The following is a 16,912-nucleotide window of genomic DNA, read 5'->3' as shown; positions in this document are numbered from 1 at the left end:
GGTGCAAAGTTACCATGAAAAAAGTGATATTAACAGTGTTAAGTCTTGGGTTACTTCTCAGTGGATGTAGCACTAGTTTGAAAAAAGAAGATAAAGTTGTGGACAAAACAGGTAATTCCAAAAGCCAAGCGATTATTCCGAAATACTCTATTTCAGATGATTTCTACAAAACAGCAGTTGCTTCATCTGACGCAGGTTCAGCACGTGGGTTAGTTGTCCAAGGATTAAATACCCGTTTAGATGTTGATGAATTTGAAACAGGATTAATGCGCATTGCGAAAGAATCATTTAGTACGAAAGATTATGTATTGCAGGGCGGAAAATATTTAGATAAAGATACAATACAAGCGTTATTGGGCAGGAAACGTACGCCTGAGGCGCAAGCTAATTTAGAAAAAATAGCGAAGAAGAAGCTGCCAAATGGTTTAAATCCAGAGTTATCAGCCGGAGAATCAGAAACATTAACAGCAAGAAATGAAAAGAGTCCACTTTATTTAGCACAAATTTTAGAACAAGATTATATAAAAATAACAGATAACAAACAAGCGGAGTTAGGCGGAGTTGTCATTGGTCTTGCGATGAATTCCGTTAATTATTATGCAGAAGAACACGGTTATCCGCGTGAACAAAAACTTGATGATAAAACATTGCTAGAAGAAGGGCAAAAAATGGCCCAAGAAATTTTACCGATTTTGCAACAGAAAGATGAATTAAAAAATGTCCCAATTACATTTGCGATTTATCGACAAGAAGCGAAATCTTCACTTGTACCAGGTTCATATTTATCATATGCAACAGTTGATAAAGGTAGTAACAAAGTTGACAGTTGGAAAGCGATAGATGAAAAGTATTATTTGTTCCCTTCGAATGCAGCAGACTCAGATTATCGTCAAGATGCAACAAACGTAAAGAATTTTAATACTCATATAGCAGAGTATTTTAAAGATGATTATACTGCAGTTGTTGGCAGGGGCTTCTATAAAGACGGTCAATTAAAAGAAATGAAGCTTGAGATTCCAGTTCAGTTTAGTGGAAAAGCGGAAATCATTGGATTTACACAATTTGTAGCTGGGTACGTCATGGAGGATTTTCCTAACTATGTTAAAGTGCAAGTAACGATTAAGTCGGTAGAACGTCCAGAAGCGATTATTATTCGTGATGTGAAGCAAGATAAACCGTTTGTCCAAATTTTAGATTAAGAAGAAGTCGTTCCTTATTATAGGAACGGCCTTTTTTGTTGTATTATTTACAACATTCATATCTTTTGTCAGGAAGTTCCACTTTATCCCGATATTCGCGGGCGGTAATACTCCCACCTTAAAATTTGGTGAAAGCATTGTCCAGCTCTAGCGGCTAGAATCTCCGGTCGTTTCGCCCCTTCGGACGAGGCAAAAAGCGCCTCTCCGCCTTAGGCGAGGGCGTCCTGCGATTCTGAGCGAGCTGCTTTCGCTTTTCTAAAGAAGTTAGGTGGGAGATAGACTGCCCGTAAAAGCCCGATTGGTGAGGGCTGATTAAAGTTTCACTTTATATTAGAAATTTTGTTATAATTTTTAATGTTGTTAATTAAAAGGGGATAGAGGGAAAGTACAGATGGAAGATTTAAATTTGCAAGTCATTATACTACTCATTGCTTTCGGTTTTTTAGCGTCATTTATCGACTCTGTGGTTGGGGGAGGCGGTTTAATTTCCCTTCCAGCACTTATGTTTATTGGGCTGCCGCCGGCTTCAGCTATTGCTACAAATAAATTGGCAGCAACAATGGGATCATTTACGAGTACGGTTTATTTTATTCGTTCTAAAAAAGTAGATTTTCGCATTGTAGGAAAGCTCATTCCTTTCACAATTGTTGGGGCAGTTGCAGGGGCATTTATTGTCAAGTACATCCCGCCAGCTGTTTTGCGGCCTCTTGTGCTAGTTTTACTTGTATTAATTGCCATTTACATTATTCTAAAAAAAGATTGGGGTAGTGTATCTACCTATAAGAAAATGACGAAAGGAAAAACATTATTATTTTATTTTGTCATTTTAATGCTTGGATTTTATGACGGTTTTTTTGGACCGGGCACAGGTTCATTTTTAATTTTTGCATTTTTATTAATTGGGTTGGATTTTATCGGTGCAGCAGCATCTGGTCGAATTTTAAATTTTGTTAGCAATATTGTATCATTGATTACATTTTTATTTTTAGGCGCAATTCAGTTTAAATATGGTTTAATTATGGGTTTATCAATGGTTGCAGGGGCATATTTCGGTTCAAGATTTGCTGTTCAAAAGGGTGTAGGATATATACGAATTTTATTTTTAGCCGTAACCATTTTGTTAATTGGAAAAAATTTCTGGGAATACGTTCACGTTTTATAACAGGATGCATATGCATCCTGTTGTTTTTTTATTTATTATATTTAAAAAATTATTTAATTTTAAAAATATAAGTCTAAGAATATTTGAACAAATCTAAATTATCGTGTAGAATAATGTTGTAAAATGTAAACGTTTTTCTAAGGGGAGGCTAAAATAATGGTAGTAGCATACAAACATGAGCCATTTACAGATTTTTCAGTAGAGGCTAACAAATTAGCGTTTGAAGAAGGTTTAAAGAAAGTAGAATCTTATCTTGGACAAGACTATCCATTAATTATTGGGGGAGAAAAAATCACTACAGAAGACAAAATTGTTTCTGTAAACCCTGCAAATAAAGAGGAACTTGTTGGTCGTGTTTCAAAAGCAAGCCGTGAGTTAGCTGAAAAAGCAATGCAAGTAGCGGATGAAACATTCCAAACTTGGAGAAAGTCAAAACCAGAAATGCGTGCAGACATTTTATTCCGTGCTGCAGCAATCGTTCGTCGTAGAAAGCATGAGTTCTCTGCTATTCTTGTAAAAGAAGCAGGTAAACCATGGAATGAGGCAGATGCTGATACAGCAGAAGCAATCGACTTCATGGAGTATTATGGTCGTCAAATGTTGAAATTAAAAGACGGTATTCCAGTAGAAAGCCGTCCAATTGAATATAATCGTTTCTCTTACATTCCATTAGGAGTAGGTGTTATCATTTCTCCATGGAACTTCCCATTCGCAATTATGGCAGGGATGACAACAGCTGCTTTAGTTTCTGGTAACACAGTATTACTAAAACCAGCTAGTACAACTCCTGTAGTAGCAGCGAAGTTTATGGAAGTATTAGAAGAAGCTGGCTTACCAGCCGGCGTAGTAAACTTCGTTCCAGGTAATGGTTCTGAAGTTGGTGACTACTTAGTAGATCACCCTCGTACACGTTTCGTTAGCTTCACTGGATCTCGTGATGTAGGTATCCGTATTTATGAGCGTGCAGCGAAAGTAAATCCAGGACAAATTTGGTTAAAACGTGTTATCGCTGAAATGGGCGGTAAAGATACAATCGTTGTTGATAAAGAAGCAGATCTTGAATTAGCAGCAAAATCTATCGTTGCATCTGCATTTGGTTTCTCAGGACAAAAATGTTCTGCATGTTCTCGTGCGGTAATCCATGAAGATGTATACGATCACGTATTAAATCGTGCAATTGAATTAACAAATGAATTAACTGTAGGAAACCCAGCTTTACAAGGTACAAATATGGGACCAGTTAATGATCAAGCTGCATTTGATAAAGTAATGAGCTACGTTGCTATTGGTAAAGAAGAAGGTAAACTTGTAGCAGGTGGCGAAGGTGATGATTCTAAAGGTTGGTTCATCAAGCCAACAATCATTGCTGACGTTGCAGAAGATGCTCGTCTTATGAAAGAAGAAATCTTCGGACCAGTTGTAGCATTCTGCAAAGCAAAAGACTTTGATCATGCACTTGCAATTGCGAACAATACAGAATACGGTTTAACGGGAGCTGTTGTTTCTAATAACCGTGAACATATTGAAAAAGCACGTGAAGACTTCCACGTTGGTAACTTATACTTCAACCGTGGATGTACTGGTGCAATCGTAGGTTACCAACCATTCGGTGGCTTTAACATGTCTGGTACAGACTCTAAAGCTGGTGGCCCTGACTACTTAGCACTTCATATGCAAGCAAAAACTACTTCTGAAACTCTATAAGAAGTATAAGAAAGCCCTTCTCAGTTACGAGAAGGGCTTTTTGTGTATTAAATAGAATGATTTTGGAGAAGTGGACATTTTTCTTGTATTTTTTCTATAAATAAATCGGGGTTTTTTGGTAATGATATGAGTGCTATATCATAATTGCTATAAGTAATTTCTAATCGTTTAAACGTCCAGGCGGGAGCGGAAAGTAAGTTGTATGTATATCTGATGTTAGTTATTTTTTGAAGTGGAATCATAATTTTGACAAAGCCAAATACAGCAACGAGATGTGTATTCGTAATCTTGTGATAAGAATGAAATAATGCCCATAGAAGCATAAGTATAATAGGTAAAATGATAATATCTATTATAATAGAGCTTATATCAGCTTTTCATTAAAAAAGAGAATAAAAGGTATTGGGCATAATGCAATAATGAGTAAGGGAAATAATGGATTTCGTTGAATTGGAAATTTCATTAGTTGCACCTCTTTCTTCATTAATTTACCTCATTTTGGATTTTTTTGCTTAATTTAAATAAAAACACACAAAATGGTTAGAAAAATTTATCCATTCGTCATATTTCTTTGTATAAATTTTATAAATTTCCTGTATAATACAATTTGAAGGAAAATCTATGATTAGACAAGAAGACACCGCTTTCAGTTTGCTCGCTGAAGGCGGTGTTTCTTTTTATGCATCTTGATAAGAACGTAGAGTTATAGGAATTAAAAATGTGCTAGAATACGAATTTATATTGTAATTTGAAAGGGTGTTTGTCCCAATTAACCATGTATGATGGATAATTATTTTCTTTTTGTGTCGAAGTAGGCTTTTTTAATATCCTCGTTAAGTCTAAAGGGATTTTTCGCGCTTTAAAAATTCTTCTGTACTAATTATCTCAGCGTATACTTCGTTTAAGGAAGCTAGAATTGTATTGTGAATATATACAGCTGGAATAGAAACATTTTTAAAGATTAAGTCTTTCGTTGCACATGCATCATGTATCAATGTACATGTAAAGCCAAAATCAAAGGCAGCTCGTACTGTAGCATCAATGCACATATGAGTCATCATGCCGCATATAATAACTTGTTCAATCTGTAAATCTTGTAATTCTTGGAATAGAGAAGTTTCTCGAAAACTATTTGGATAATGTTTCAATATGACTGTTTCTTGCAGCAAAGGACGAACATTCTCATGAATGTGTATACCTTCTGTATTTGGAAGAAAAAATGTTGCATTTTTGCGTGTGGAAACATGCTGGATATGAAAAATAGGCTGATTTGTTTCACGGAAATGTTGAAGTATGCGTTTTGCATATTCACTTGCTTCGCTAGCATTTCGCAGTTCCATCTTTCCGTTTGGAAAATAATCGTTTTGGATATCAACGAGTAAAAGAGCAGTTTTCATTTCAGTTACAGCCTCCAGTTTTGATTTTGTGTTCGTTTAATTATTCCATTATTTTAGAGAGTTTTCCTTGTAGAAAAATGTGAGATAAAGAAATTTACAATAAATTAAAACTGAAAAGTTTAATATTTCCGTTGACTCTTACTTTTCAGAGTTTTATAATGAAAATTAATTAAATGACAACTAAATCGATATGAATTCTTATCCAGAGAGGTGGAGGGACTGGCCCTATGATACCTCAGCAACGGATTCTTTTGAATACCGTGCTAATTCCAGCAAGCTCTTTGAAGCTTGGAAGATAAGAAGATGTGAGCCTGTATATTCAAATGCTCTTCTTCTTATGAAATTGGATAAGAAGAAGGGCATTTTTTATTTGCCTCAAGAATGACTTAGAGTTGTTATAGCGAATAGGAGGGAACAGGATGATTTCATTCGACAGAGTGAGTAAAGTGTATGAGTCGAGCGGTCAATCTGTACATGCGGTAGAAGATGTATCCTTAACGATTGAGCAAGGTGAAATTTTTGGTATTATCGGTTTTAGTGGCGCCGGGAAAAGTACACTTTTACGTTTAGTTAATATGTTAGAGCGCCCGACATCAGGTGTTGTGTCCATTGATGGGAAAGACATTACATCGTTATCGACAAAAGAGTTACGACAGTTGCGTCAAAGAATTGGAATGATCTTTCAAAGCTTTAATTTGTTCAATTCACGAACAGTATATGGAAATATTGCCTATCCACTCAAATTAGCGAAGTTACCAAAGAGTGAAATTAAAAGGCGAGTAACAGAATTATTACAATTTGTCGGATTAGAAGATAAGGCAAATTATTATCCAGAGCAATTATCCGGAGGACAAAAGCAACGCGTTGGCATCGCAAGAGCACTTGCTACATACCCAGATGTACTAATTTGTGATGAAGCTACATCAGCATTGGATCCAGAGACAACGTCAGAAATTTTAAATCTATTACAAAAGGTAAATAAAGAATATAAAGTTACGATTCTTCTCATTACACATGAGATGCATGTTGTAAAAGAAATTTGCCACCGGGTTGCTGTTATGGAAAAGGGAAAGGTGATTGAAGAAGGCACGATTTTTGATGTATTTACAAGACCGAACACAAAAACGACACAAAACTTCGTAAGGTCTGTTATTAATGACCACTTACCAGAGAGCGTGACTGCTAAAATTCAAAATGGAGGCCTCATTTATCGTATAACATTTACTGGTGAAGCAACAGGACAGCCGCTATTATCTTATATTGCCAAACATTATAACGTTGATGTAAATGTACTTTATGGAAATATTATTGAATTACAAGGTATTTTATTTGGTAATCTTCTCGTTGAACTACAAGGAGAGACGAAAGAGATTCAGAAGGCGCTTCAACATCTACGCTTGCAAGTGCAGTTGAAGGAGGTTGAAAGTCATGCGAGTTGATTGGAGTACATTTTGGCCGCGGATTGTAGATGCGACTGGGGATACGGTATTAATGGTTATTGCTACCCTTATATTCGCTACAATTCTTGGTATACCCATAGGTTTACTTTTATATGTGACAAGAAAAGGTAACTTTTTAGAAAATAAACTGGTCTTTTCTATCCTTAATATTATTATTAATACGATTCGTCCTATTCCGTTCATTATCTTTTTAGTAGCTCTTAGTCCTGTGACGCGTGCTGTTATTGGAACAACGATTGGAACAGCAGCTGCAATTTTTCCAATGACGCTTGTTGCTTCTATTGGGATTGCAAGGATGGTAGAAACAAATCTTGTTTCTGTTCCGAAAGGAGTTATTGAGGCAGCTCAAGCGATGGGGGCTTCTCCGCTAAGAATTGTTTGTGAGATTCTCGTTCCAGAAGCGTTAGCCCCATTAATTTTAGGGATTACGTTTATGACAGTTGCGTTAATCGAATTTTCAGCAGTTGCCGGTCTCGTTGGCGGTGGTGGTCTTGGCGACTTGTCGATGACATACGGTTATCAGCGTTTTGATACATCCGTGATGTTTGTAACAGTTGTATTATTAATTCTTCTTGTGCAAGTTGCACAAAACTTAGGAAATTATTTTGCAAAGAGATTTTTACGTAGATCATAAAACAGAAGAAAAGAGGGAAATGAAATGAAAAAATTATTAGCATTTGCATTGTCGGCGATTGTGAGTGTATCGGTATTAAGTGGTTGCGGTAAGGATTCAAAAGAAGCAGCAGCGAAGGAAAAAGTCGTTCGCATCGGTGTAACAGGAACGGATGGAGAATCATGGAATATTCTCAAAAAGAAAGCTGAAAAAGAAGGAATTCAAATTAAGTTAGTTGAGTTCTCTGACTATACGACACCTAATAAAGCACTAGCAGATGGAGACATTGAACTAAATGCATTTCAACATATTGCTTTTTTAGAGCAGTTTAAAAAAGAGCATAAATTAGACATTACAGCCATTGGTACAACACAAATTGCACCGATGGGCTTATTCTCAGAAAAGTATAAGAAACCAAGTGAAATTCCAAACGGTGCAGAGATTGCAATTCCGAATGATCCAACAAACCAAGCTCGTGCGTTAAAACTTCTCGATGCAGCTGGATTATTAAAACTGAAAAAAGATTTTGGTTTATTTGGTGATCCAAGTGGTATTACTGAAAATCCAAAAAAATTAAAAATCACACCGGTTGTAGCGCAGCAAACACCACGCGTACTAAAAGACGTAGCAGCATCCGTTATTAACAATGGTGTAGCAGGGCAAGCAAATCTTAATCCAGTGAAAGATGCTATTTTCTTAGAAGATCCAAAGAATGATAGTGCCAAACCATACTTAAACATTTTTGCTGCTCGTACGAAAGACAAAGATAACGCAACATACAAAAAGATTATTGAATTGTATCACTCTAAAGAAGTAGAAGAAGCACTAAAGAAAGAAACAAATGGCGGATCTATTTCTGTGAATCTTCCATTGAAAGAGATTGAGAAGATTGTGAAATCAAATTGAGTTTAACTACTATCAGCTGGCCCCCGCTGATAGTTAGTTTAACATATAGTGCCTAACAGACGACGATACCCTAATTTTGTACCCTCAATTCTGTGAAATATATGTTAGGTATAATAATATAGAAGAGACTAGGATTTTTCCTAGTCTCTTCTTATATATTTATTCAATGGTCACACGCTTTAAAGAGGTTTCCGCAGGTTGTTTCTGTTCCTTTATATAAGAAGTGAGTTCTTCATGAAACATGTTCAGCACCTCGTTTGCTCGCTGCTGAAGCGGGGCAGGTAATTCGTTTATCACATACGCTCCAATCTCAATTTTCGTCCGAATTATTTTCCGCAATAAATCTTCACGCATGAACAACACCTCCAAATCGAATGTTGAGTACATCACCTTCAAATTTTGCTCCTTGAATGGACAAATGCGTCAATGTTTTTGGTAAGGTAATGTTTCGTTTGACGGAACCAGCGCGAATAATAAGTTCGTCACCTTTTTGATTTAAAGAGAGTTCACTTTTATCAGAGAATGGGATGGAAAGAACAAAAATATATTCGTCCCCGTTCTTTGTTACATATTGCGTCCGTCCGTTGAATTTCACGGCAGTTGGATTAGAATCATTTTTAAATAAAGCATCGCCAACACGCTCTAACATAGATAAACCAACTACTTCTTGTTCAAACATTGGTGCTTCATAAATAGGAAGCGGCTGAAAACTATCTTGAATCAATGCTTTATATTTTTTTTGTGTATCTTTCCAGGCCTGAAAATAAGGGTCTGTGACCGTGTCAGGAATGACGCGATTAATCATGATGGCATCAACATTGTAGTCATATAAGTTTAAATATGTGAAGCTGCGCTGTGCTTCTTTAATAACCATTTTTTCTGGATTTACAACAACACGAATACTTGTTACTTCTCGGTTTGATAAAATATCTCTCATTTCACCGAGCTGTTCGAGAGTATGGGTTAATTCGCCCATGACATCATCGGTAGGAAGAGGGACCCCAAGAAGCGGCTGAGCAACAGGACGTACAACTTTTAATACTTTACGTTTAATTGGAAAGAGTTTTTCCATCCACCAGCCGAGCATATCAGGGAAGCTTAACATGGCAAGCGTTTCTCCTGTCGGTGCGCAGTCGATAATAATAACGTCGTACGTTTCTTTTTTATAGTAATCGAGTACACGAAGTAAGCTAATTAAATCTTCCATACCAGGAAACATTGTTAATTCCTCTGTAGTAATATCATCAGCTGCTTTTGATGTAAACAGTAATGTAATATACTTTTGTAGTTTTCCCCAGCCCTTTTCCATTTCATAGATTGTATTAATTTCTTGTGCCCATAGGTTTTCACGGATTTCTTGTGGTTCTGAAGACAGTTTCATTCCAAAGGAATCTCCTAAGCTATGTGCAGGGTCTGTACTCATGACTAACGTTTTTAACCCTTGTTTTGCACTTTGCATTGCTGTTGCTGCTGAAATACTTGTTTTTCCTACGCCGCCTTTACCTGTGTACAAAATAATTCTCATCATCATATCCCCTTTGTTTCGGTAGTCGAATATTACGAGAGTCGAAATATATGTTTGAATAAAAACCCGCAATGGGGCCTATTCAATCGGAATGTTTTTCATTTTAGGTGAAGTAAGTTTTTCTTCTGTTTTTTGTTGTGATGTAGCGATGTGATTCATTATTTTTTGGAAGATTTGCAGTAAAAATGCTTTTTCTTCTTCAGATAGCGCTTCTGTTACAATGTTAAAGTAATGAGCCGCATTTTGCTTTACTTCTTCTACAAGCTCTAGGCCAGTTTCCGTTAAACGAATCAATACAATACGACGATCACTTTCATTTCGGTAGCGCTCAATATATCCTTTTTTTACGAGACGATTGACGACACCTGTCGTTGTACTCATTGGAATATCGAGAAGTTCTGAAATTTTACTCATCGTAATGTCTGTATTTCGCTCCATCCATAACAGACAGAATACTTCTGTTTTTGAAAGTGATAAATCAAGGCTTACCCATTCTTCTGGATAGAAAAGCTTCTTGGCGTTATCGAGCAGTAAATCTAAAAAATGTTCGTATTGCAGCAATTATTTCCACTCCCGTATATTTCGAGGTTCGTAATATTTATTTTCATTTTATGTTGGATAGTAATAAATGTCAAATGTTTATTTGGATTTTTAAGTCTATTTATAAGGAGAAGTAAAGCAATAAGAGAGGAAGAGCTGCTTTGTATGATATTTCACCCTAGGTTGGTTCAATTCAATGAAAAGTTACTAAGTGATAGAAGTATGAGTACTTTGAAGGGATTTTTCTTCATAAGAGTGAAGGTACGTTTCAGAAAAAGGAGAGTGTTATAGTCCTCTCCTTTTTTGTAATAAATTATAACTTTAAAAAGAATAGCGATAGCTTATGTTAACGGAAGATAAACAAAAAATGCAGTTCCTTCGCCAACTTTGCTCTTTACAACTACTGTTCCGCCATGTACGTGAACAATCGTTTGAGTAATAGCAAGACCTAGACCAGCCCCGCCGTACTGTCTTGTTCGAGAGCTATCTATTCGATAAAAACGGTCAAATATATAGGAAAGGTTTTCTGTTTTTATGCCGGAACCATTATCCTGGATTGACAGTTCCACTTGGTTGTCCATGGTCATTAAAGAGATTGTTATTTTCCCCGTAATGGGGTCGGTATGTTGAACTGCATTGTGAAATAAGTTTAAGATCACTTGTTTGATTTTATCGGTATCATAATCTCCCTTTATACCTTCTGTCAGATCATATGTTATCTTTCGATCGCCCCCCAAAACGCTTAATTGCGGCGCCATCTGCCGAATAAGTTTAGTAAGATTGGTTTCTGATAAATGCAGCCCGGGTTCGCGGTCCATCTTCGCAAGAAATAATAAGTCTTCCACTAGCTTGATGATGCGCTTTGATTCGCCATGCATGCTATTTAAAGCACTATAGAGCTGCTCAGGACGATCTGCTGCACCTCGCAATAACACTTCTAAGAAACCATGAATTGACGTAAGCGGTGTCCTTAGTTCATGAGAAGCGTCAGCGATAAAACGCCTCATTTGCTCTTTTGTTTCTCTTTCATGTTCAAAGGATGCTTCCAATCGCTCTAGCATGCCGTTATACGTTTCTGATAAACGGTCAATTTCCTCTTGCCCTTGTTGTGTAGGTAGGCGTTCAGCTAAATTGCCTGCATTTGTATTCTTCACTGCATTTACAATGTTAGAAAGGGGAACGAGTGTTTTTTTCAGAATCGGTAAATATAGTGATAAGCCAGCAATTAGAGCTAGTCCAGATAGAACAATGAACGTGAGCAGTTGTTGAAATAGGACAGCACGTAAAGGAGCGGTATCCGTTCCGATTTGAATAATATAATCAGGAGCTTGATTTAAATTGTGATCCGGGCCAGCAGGAGTACCTCCAATGGGTCTGAACACTACTAACTGTTCGGTTCCTTCCTTGTTATGTACCACTCTATAGTCGATTCGTTTGTGGCTTGAGAATTGCTCAAGTATTTTTGTATAATCCTCGTTTGAAAGCTTTGGAGAGGACATTCCAATGTTCCTTGCTAAATCTTTATAACTACCATCTTTTCTGATAACTGCAAGTGAAATATCTTGTGAAAACAGGAATTTTGGTTTGTTAGGTTCAGGATGGTTTTCTACTTTATTTTGCGAATCAAAGGGAAGTAAACCTATTTCTGGCGGTAAAGACATTAGCTTTGCCCTTAATGTTTCAGCTTCATTGCTATATAGAAAGTCCTTCATTACCCAATATTGCAAAAGGCCAATACTCAAAAGAATAAGAGATAAAATAAATAATGTTCGCGTTAGAAGTTGAAGACGCAGAGAGCGGGGGAAAATCCCCTTTTTTATAAAAGAAGTAACACGTCTAATCATGGTAAATCCACACGGTAACCTGCTCCTCTAATCGTGCGAATGAGTCGGTGTTCCTTATCTTTTAATTTTTCTCGGAGTGAGCGAATATACACCTCTACAATATTTTCATCTCCTTGAAAATCATAGCCCCATACCTTATCGAGTATCATTCCCTTGCTTAATACAATTCCATGGTTGATTACAATGTATTTAAGAAGCTCATATTCCGTTGGGGAAAGTTCTAATATTTTGCCGTTAAATAGTAATTCTTTCCTACGATCATCCACCTTAAATGGTCCATAAATGACCTCCCCGAATAGACTTGGAAATTGGTTGCGAAGACGAGCATGTATACGAGCGAGTAATTCATCGAAACTGAATGGCTTTATGACATAGTCATCTGCTCCTAACGTTAGTCCCTTCACCCGATCATCCACTTCGTCTTTTGCAGTAAGCATGATAACGGAAGTGTGAGAACCGCTCTTTTTAATCATACGACACACTTCAAATCCGTCGATGCCGGGCATCATTACATCTAAGATTGCTACATGTGGCTGAAATTCTTGTGCCAAGTTAATAGCGCTTATTCCATCAGTAGCTTTTTTTACCTCATATCCTTCGTTCATTAATCCTATCTCTAAAAATTGTAAGATGTGTGGTTCGTCATCTACTAACAGTATTTTAATTCCTTTAAGAGAATTCATCTTTTTCACGCCCCCTGTCTGTAATTATTACTATTATCTACGATTATGCTGAAAGTTTGCTGAAAGTAGTCTAAATTAGCAGTGGCAATTTTTTATTTCTTCTTACTTAATCCTTAATATTAAAAGGATTTTACGTATTCAGGAAACTTTCAGCTTATACTCAAGTCCATTTCAGGTGAAAGGATGATAATACAGCCATGGCCTAGTTCAAAATATAAAATGATGAAGGAGTTGTAATATCGTGTTTTCAAGGTTAAAAGGACGATTAGATGTGTCTTTAATATTGATAGTTTTATTGGCAATTTTTTTAAATGGATATAACATTTGGACCGATCAATATGCAAATACTTACTATACAACTGCGGTAGCAAGTATGTTGAAAAACTTTCATAATTTCTTTTTCGCTTCTCTCGATTCAGCAGGATCTGTAACGGTAGATAAACCACCTGTTACATTTTGGATTCAAACGATAAGTGCTTATATTTTTGGTTTACACGGTTGGAGTGTGATTCTTCCTCAGGCATTGGCCGGGGGAGGCTCAGTATTGCTCATTTATTTTTTAGTAAAACCATCTTTTGGCTTAGTTGCTGCACGACTTGGTGCTTTAGCTTTCGCATGTACACCAATTGCAGCGGCAGTGAGCCGAACAAATAATATTGATAGTATGCTTGTATTTACCCTCTTGATAGCCACTTGGCTTTTATTTAGAAGCGTGAAGCGTAGTAGCATTTGGAGTCTCTTTGGTGCCTTTGCGGTAATAGGCTTGGCCTTTAATATGAAGATGCTACAGGCTTATATGGTACTTCCGGCTTTTTATGTCTTCTATGTTTGGGCTGCCAAAGTAAACTGGAAGAAAAAGATTGGTTTACTCTCTGGGGCAACAGTTATCATGCTTATTATTTCCCTTTCATGGGCAGTTGTTGTGGATGCTATTCCTAAAGATAAGCGTCCATATGTTGGTAGCAGTCAGACAAACTCAGTTCTAGAATTAGCGTTTGGTTACAATGGAATTTCGCGTCTTACAGGAAATCAAGGAGGCGGTGGGGGAGCACCCGGTGTGAACAATCAACAGCAACCACCTCAAGATAACAATGGGGTAAAGTCGGACGATAACACTGAAAATGGAGTTACTCCAATAAGCGGAGATGATAATAGTCAAGGCGCTCAAAGAGGTGGCCCACCTGGAGGTAATAATGGCGGTCCAGGCGGCAAGATAGGCGGCAATTTTAATTTTGGGACTGGTGAGAAAGGGTTATTTCGTCTATTCCAGTCTGAATTGTCTGGTCAGGCTAGTTGGCTTCTTCCGTTTGTTGCTATTGCTAGTATTAGCTTGCTGGCCGGTTTACGAAGAAATAACATGACGTTGAAGCATAAAGAAACAGTCTTTTGGCTCGTATGGTTAATCCCTGCGATGGGATTCTTCAGTATTGCAGGTTTCTTCCATCATTATTACTTGATTATGCTTGCAGCTCCTATTGCAGCTCTGTTTGGATCCGGTTGGACACAGCTTTTTGAGGATTACAAAAACAATGCTGGCTGGAAATCTTGGTTATTGCCGACAGCAGTTGTAGGAACGGCGGGATTCCAATGGTACATTATCCATCCTTATGACGATGTGATTGGAGCTGGGTGGTCTATTGGTATAGCGTCTGCAGGAATAATCTTTGCTTTAGCGCTTGTCCTGTCTAAGTATAGAAAGGTAAAGTTGCCTCCTGCAGTAAATATTGCAGGATTACTTATACTGTTGATTGGGCCATTGTATTGGGCTGCTACACCAATTACGTATGGTGGAAACAGTATGTTACCACAGGCGGGACCGAGCTCGGCAGATGGTAAAGGTAATATGGGTGGTTTCCCAGGGGGAGCGATGCCTAGATTTAATGGAAAAGAAGGAACTGGCGGTGGTGGATTTCCAGCTGAACAAGATTATGCTGATGGGTCTAATACTTCATCAGAAAATCGTATGAAAGCTCCAATGGCTAACGGGCAGCCTTCAGGAATGCCAAGAAATAAGCAAGCAGGAATGGGTAGCGAGAGTTTAGATAGTAAAACTTTGTCATACTTAAAGAAAAACAATACTGGTGAACAATATTTATTTGCCACGACAAGCTATCAAACCGCAGCTCCTTACATTATAGATAAAGGAGAATCCGTCATAACAATGGGTGGATTTTCCGGTTCTGATCCGGTTTATACCGTTGAGAAATTAAAGAAATTAGTATCAAGTGGAAAAGTGAAATACTTCCTCATTTCAGATGAAGGGATGCGACGCGGAAGTTCTGAAGTGACAAAGTGGATTCAGGAAAATGGTAAGAAAATTCCATCTGAAGAGTGGCAGACAACGCAAAATAGCGACAAGGAAAGAGGTAATATTGGTGGTCCTGGGCGCTCAAACACTTTATATAAAGTAACATTGTAAAGGAGTAGAACGAGAATGAGAAACAATATATGTTATTCGGTTATAATCCCCATGTATAACGAAGAATCAGTTATTGAAGAAACTTATCGAAGACTGAAAAAGGTCATGAAGGATACGAATGATACGTATGAGTTACTGTTCATTAACGATGGGAGTCAGGACAAATGTGCTGATATTATAAAGGACTTTGCTAGAGGGGATAAAACAGTGAAGCTCATTGATTTTTCCCGGAATTTTGGTCATCAGATTGCAATTACAGCTGGCATGGATTATGCAAACGGAGATGCGGTTATTATCATAGACGCTGATTTACAGGATCCACCTGAATTAATTTTGCAAATGATTGAAAAATGGAAAGAAGGTTATGAAGTAGTCTACGCAAAACGAATCAAGCGTAAGGGTGAAACATGGTTTAAAAAGTGGTCGGCAAGCACGTTTTATCGCGTGCTTCGCGCTTCCACAGATATCGATATACCAGTGGATACTGGAGATTTTCGTCTTATGGACCAAAAGGTATGTAAAGAAATGAAACGGCTAAATGAGAATAATAGGTTTGTCCGAGGATTAGTCAGTTGGGTCGGATTTCGTCAAACCGCAGTTGAATATGTTCGAGATGAAAGGCTGGCAGGTGAAACCAAATATCCTCTTAAGCGAATGTTAAAGCTATGCTTGGATGGAATTCTTTCCTTCTCTTATAAGCCCCTGAAATTGGCGATTTATTCTGGGTTATTTCTATCTGGGTCGGGTTTCCTATATTTTATGTATGTTCTATATCTTACTATATTTACTGAGGCAACCATGAAAGGCTGGCCTTCTATAATTAGTATTATGTTAATCTTTAACGGTTTTATGTTATTTATGCTTGGGGTTATTGGTGAATATATTGGTCGGATTTACGATGAAACAAAAGGAAGACCTTTATATATTGTTCGAGAATTTTATGGGGAACAGGGAACGCAAAAGTCAATTACGAACCATGAGGTAATGTATGAATAAGGGTTTGATACAAGTTTTGAAATTTTTAGCAGTGGGTGTGCTTAATACTGGTATCGATATAATGATTTTTACGTTGCTGGTTAAGGGGAAGGTACCGTTTTTATTGGCACAGTGGATATCCTATAGCTGTGGCGTAGCGAGCAGCTACTTACTTAACAGACAGTGGACGTTCCAACAAAAAGGAAGAAAACAAGTTGCAAAAGAACCATTGAAGTTTATATGCGTTAATCTTTTAAGTCTTGTTGTAGTATCTCTAATACTAAGTGGTATGCATGACACTTTAGAGCAGTCTTTGGCTGTTTCTAAAGTGGCTGCAACATTGATTGGTAGTTTAATAAATTTCATAGGAAGCCGATATTGGGTGTTCCGTTTTTCTTGCAGTAAAGGAGTGGGGCCCAATGAAAATTAAAAAACAGCTATTTTGACAACTGGTCTAGGCATCTGTTTTTTTGCATTCTTCAAAT

At 37.3% G+C, this 16,912-nt stretch carries 16 protein-coding genes and 1 riboswitch; of the genes, 9 read left to right on the top strand and 7 right to left on the bottom strand.

The window, feature by feature from the left end; all coding sequences use genetic code 11:
* The first annotated feature begins 14 nt into the window (after positions 1–14).
* The 3 genes from AB1279_RS22420 (at position 15) to pruA (ending at position 4,065) form a co-directional block, all read left to right on the top strand.
* Complete coding sequence (locus AB1279_RS22420) at positions 15–1,199, top strand: CamS family sex pheromone protein (RefSeq protein ID WP_429761046.1); 1,185 nt, start codon at positions 15–17, stop codon at positions 1,197–1,199.
* Positions 1,200–1,590: 391 nt separating this feature from the next.
* The gene (locus tag AB1279_RS22415) at positions 1,591–2,361 is read left to right on the top strand and encodes a TSUP family transporter (protein ID WP_429752698.1); all 771 of its coding nucleotides are present in this window, start codon (positions 1,591–1,593) and stop codon (positions 2,359–2,361) included.
* 156 nt (positions 2,362–2,517) lie between these two features.
* Positions 2,518–4,065 (top strand): L-glutamate gamma-semialdehyde dehydrogenase, encoded by a 1,548-nt coding sequence (gene pruA, locus AB1279_RS22410; protein ID WP_429761045.1) that lies wholly within the window; start codon positions 2,518–2,520, stop codon positions 4,063–4,065.
* A 47-nt stretch (positions 4,066–4,112) separates the two neighbouring features.
* Here the strand turns inward: pruA and AB1279_RS22405 are convergent, their stop codons facing one another.
* Positions 4,113–4,388, bottom strand: a complete 276-nt coding sequence (locus AB1279_RS22405) for a PH domain-containing protein (protein ID WP_429761044.1) — start codon at positions 4,386–4,388, stop codon at positions 4,113–4,115.
* 516 nt (positions 4,389–4,904) lie between these two features.
* Complete coding sequence (locus tag AB1279_RS22400; protein ID WP_429761042.1) at positions 4,905–5,462, bottom strand: cysteine hydrolase family protein; 558 nt, start codon at positions 5,460–5,462, stop codon at positions 4,905–4,907.
* Positions 5,463–5,657: 195 nt separating this feature from the next.
* Positions 5,658–5,764, top strand: a riboswitch (SAM riboswitch).
* A 117-nt stretch (positions 5,765–5,881) separates the two neighbouring features.
* On the opposite strand from AB1279_RS22400, the gene AB1279_RS22395 reads away from it, so the two are divergent.
* From AB1279_RS22395 to AB1279_RS22385, 3 genes are read left to right on the top strand one after another with little or no spacing between them, the layout of a single operon-like run.
* The gene (locus tag AB1279_RS22395; protein ID WP_429761041.1) at positions 5,882–6,901 is read left to right on the top strand and encodes a methionine ABC transporter ATP-binding protein; all 1,020 of its coding nucleotides are present in this window, start codon (positions 5,882–5,884) and stop codon (positions 6,899–6,901) included.
* On the top strand, positions 6,891–7,556 hold the full coding sequence (locus AB1279_RS22390; RefSeq protein ID WP_429761040.1) for a methionine ABC transporter permease: 666 nt from the start codon (positions 6,891–6,893) through the stop codon (positions 7,554–7,556). Before AB1279_RS22395 ends, AB1279_RS22390 begins: the two co-directional genes overlap by 11 nt.
* 24 nt (positions 7,557–7,580) lie before the next feature.
* Entirely contained in the window at positions 7,581–8,441 is an 861-nt protein-coding gene (locus tag AB1279_RS22385) for a MetQ/NlpA family ABC transporter substrate-binding protein (protein ID WP_429761039.1), read from the top strand.
* A gap of 159 nt (positions 8,442–8,600) precedes the next feature.
* Here the strand turns inward: AB1279_RS22385 and AB1279_RS22380 are convergent, their stop codons facing one another.
* The 5 genes from AB1279_RS22380 to AB1279_RS22360 form a co-directional block, all read right to left on the bottom strand.
* Entirely contained in the window at positions 8,601–8,795 is a 195-nt protein-coding gene (locus tag AB1279_RS22380) for a DUF3926 domain-containing protein (protein ID WP_429761038.1), read from the bottom strand.
* On the bottom strand, positions 8,788–9,969 hold the full coding sequence (locus tag AB1279_RS22375) for an ArsA family ATPase (protein WP_429761544.1): 1,182 nt from the start codon (positions 9,967–9,969) through the stop codon (positions 8,788–8,790). Before AB1279_RS22375 ends, AB1279_RS22380 begins: the two co-directional genes overlap by 8 nt.
* A 75-nt stretch (positions 9,970–10,044) precedes the next feature.
* The gene (locus AB1279_RS22370; RefSeq protein WP_429761037.1) at positions 10,045–10,527 is read right to left on the bottom strand and encodes a MarR family winged helix-turn-helix transcriptional regulator; all 483 of its coding nucleotides are present in this window, start codon (positions 10,525–10,527) and stop codon (positions 10,045–10,047) included.
* A gap of 320 nt (positions 10,528–10,847) precedes the next feature.
* On the bottom strand, positions 10,848–12,350 hold the full coding sequence (locus tag AB1279_RS22365) for a sensor histidine kinase (protein WP_429761036.1): 1,503 nt from the start codon (positions 12,348–12,350) through the stop codon (positions 10,848–10,850).
* Complete coding sequence (locus AB1279_RS22360; protein ID WP_429761034.1) at positions 12,347–13,033, bottom strand: response regulator transcription factor; 687 nt, start codon at positions 13,031–13,033, stop codon at positions 12,347–12,349. The genes AB1279_RS22365 and AB1279_RS22360 overlap by 4 nt, the downstream gene beginning before the upstream one ends.
* Before the next feature lie 238 nt (positions 13,034–13,271).
* Here AB1279_RS22360 and AB1279_RS22355 point away from each other — a divergent pair, with 238 nt between their 5' ends.
* From AB1279_RS22355 to AB1279_RS22345, 3 genes are read left to right on the top strand one after another with little or no spacing between them, the layout of a single operon-like run.
* Entirely contained in the window at positions 13,272–15,452 is a 2,181-nt protein-coding gene (locus AB1279_RS22355) for a glycosyltransferase family 39 protein (protein ID WP_429761543.1), read from the top strand.
* A gap of 15 nt (positions 15,453–15,467) precedes the next feature.
* The gene (locus tag AB1279_RS22350; protein ID WP_429761033.1) at positions 15,468–16,448 is read left to right on the top strand and encodes a glycosyltransferase family 2 protein; all 981 of its coding nucleotides are present in this window, start codon (positions 15,468–15,470) and stop codon (positions 16,446–16,448) included.
* Positions 16,441–16,857 carry a GtrA family protein gene (locus AB1279_RS22345; RefSeq protein ID WP_429761032.1) on the top strand — a complete coding sequence of 139 codons (417 nt, stop codon included), beginning with the start codon at positions 16,441–16,443 and terminating at the stop codon, positions 16,855–16,857. Before AB1279_RS22350 ends, AB1279_RS22345 begins: the two co-directional genes overlap by 8 nt.
* Positions 16,858–16,912 lie beyond the last annotated feature (55 nt).

Origin of the sequence: Bacillus sp. S14(2024) (assembly GCF_050473785.1) — a bacterium.
In the GTDB taxonomy this organism is placed as follows: domain Bacteria; phylum Bacillota; class Bacilli; order Bacillales; family Bacillaceae_G; genus Bacillus_A; species Bacillus_A yunxiaonensis.
Note: the sequence above shows the minus strand (reverse complement) of the source record. Positions and strands in the feature narration are given on the sequence as shown.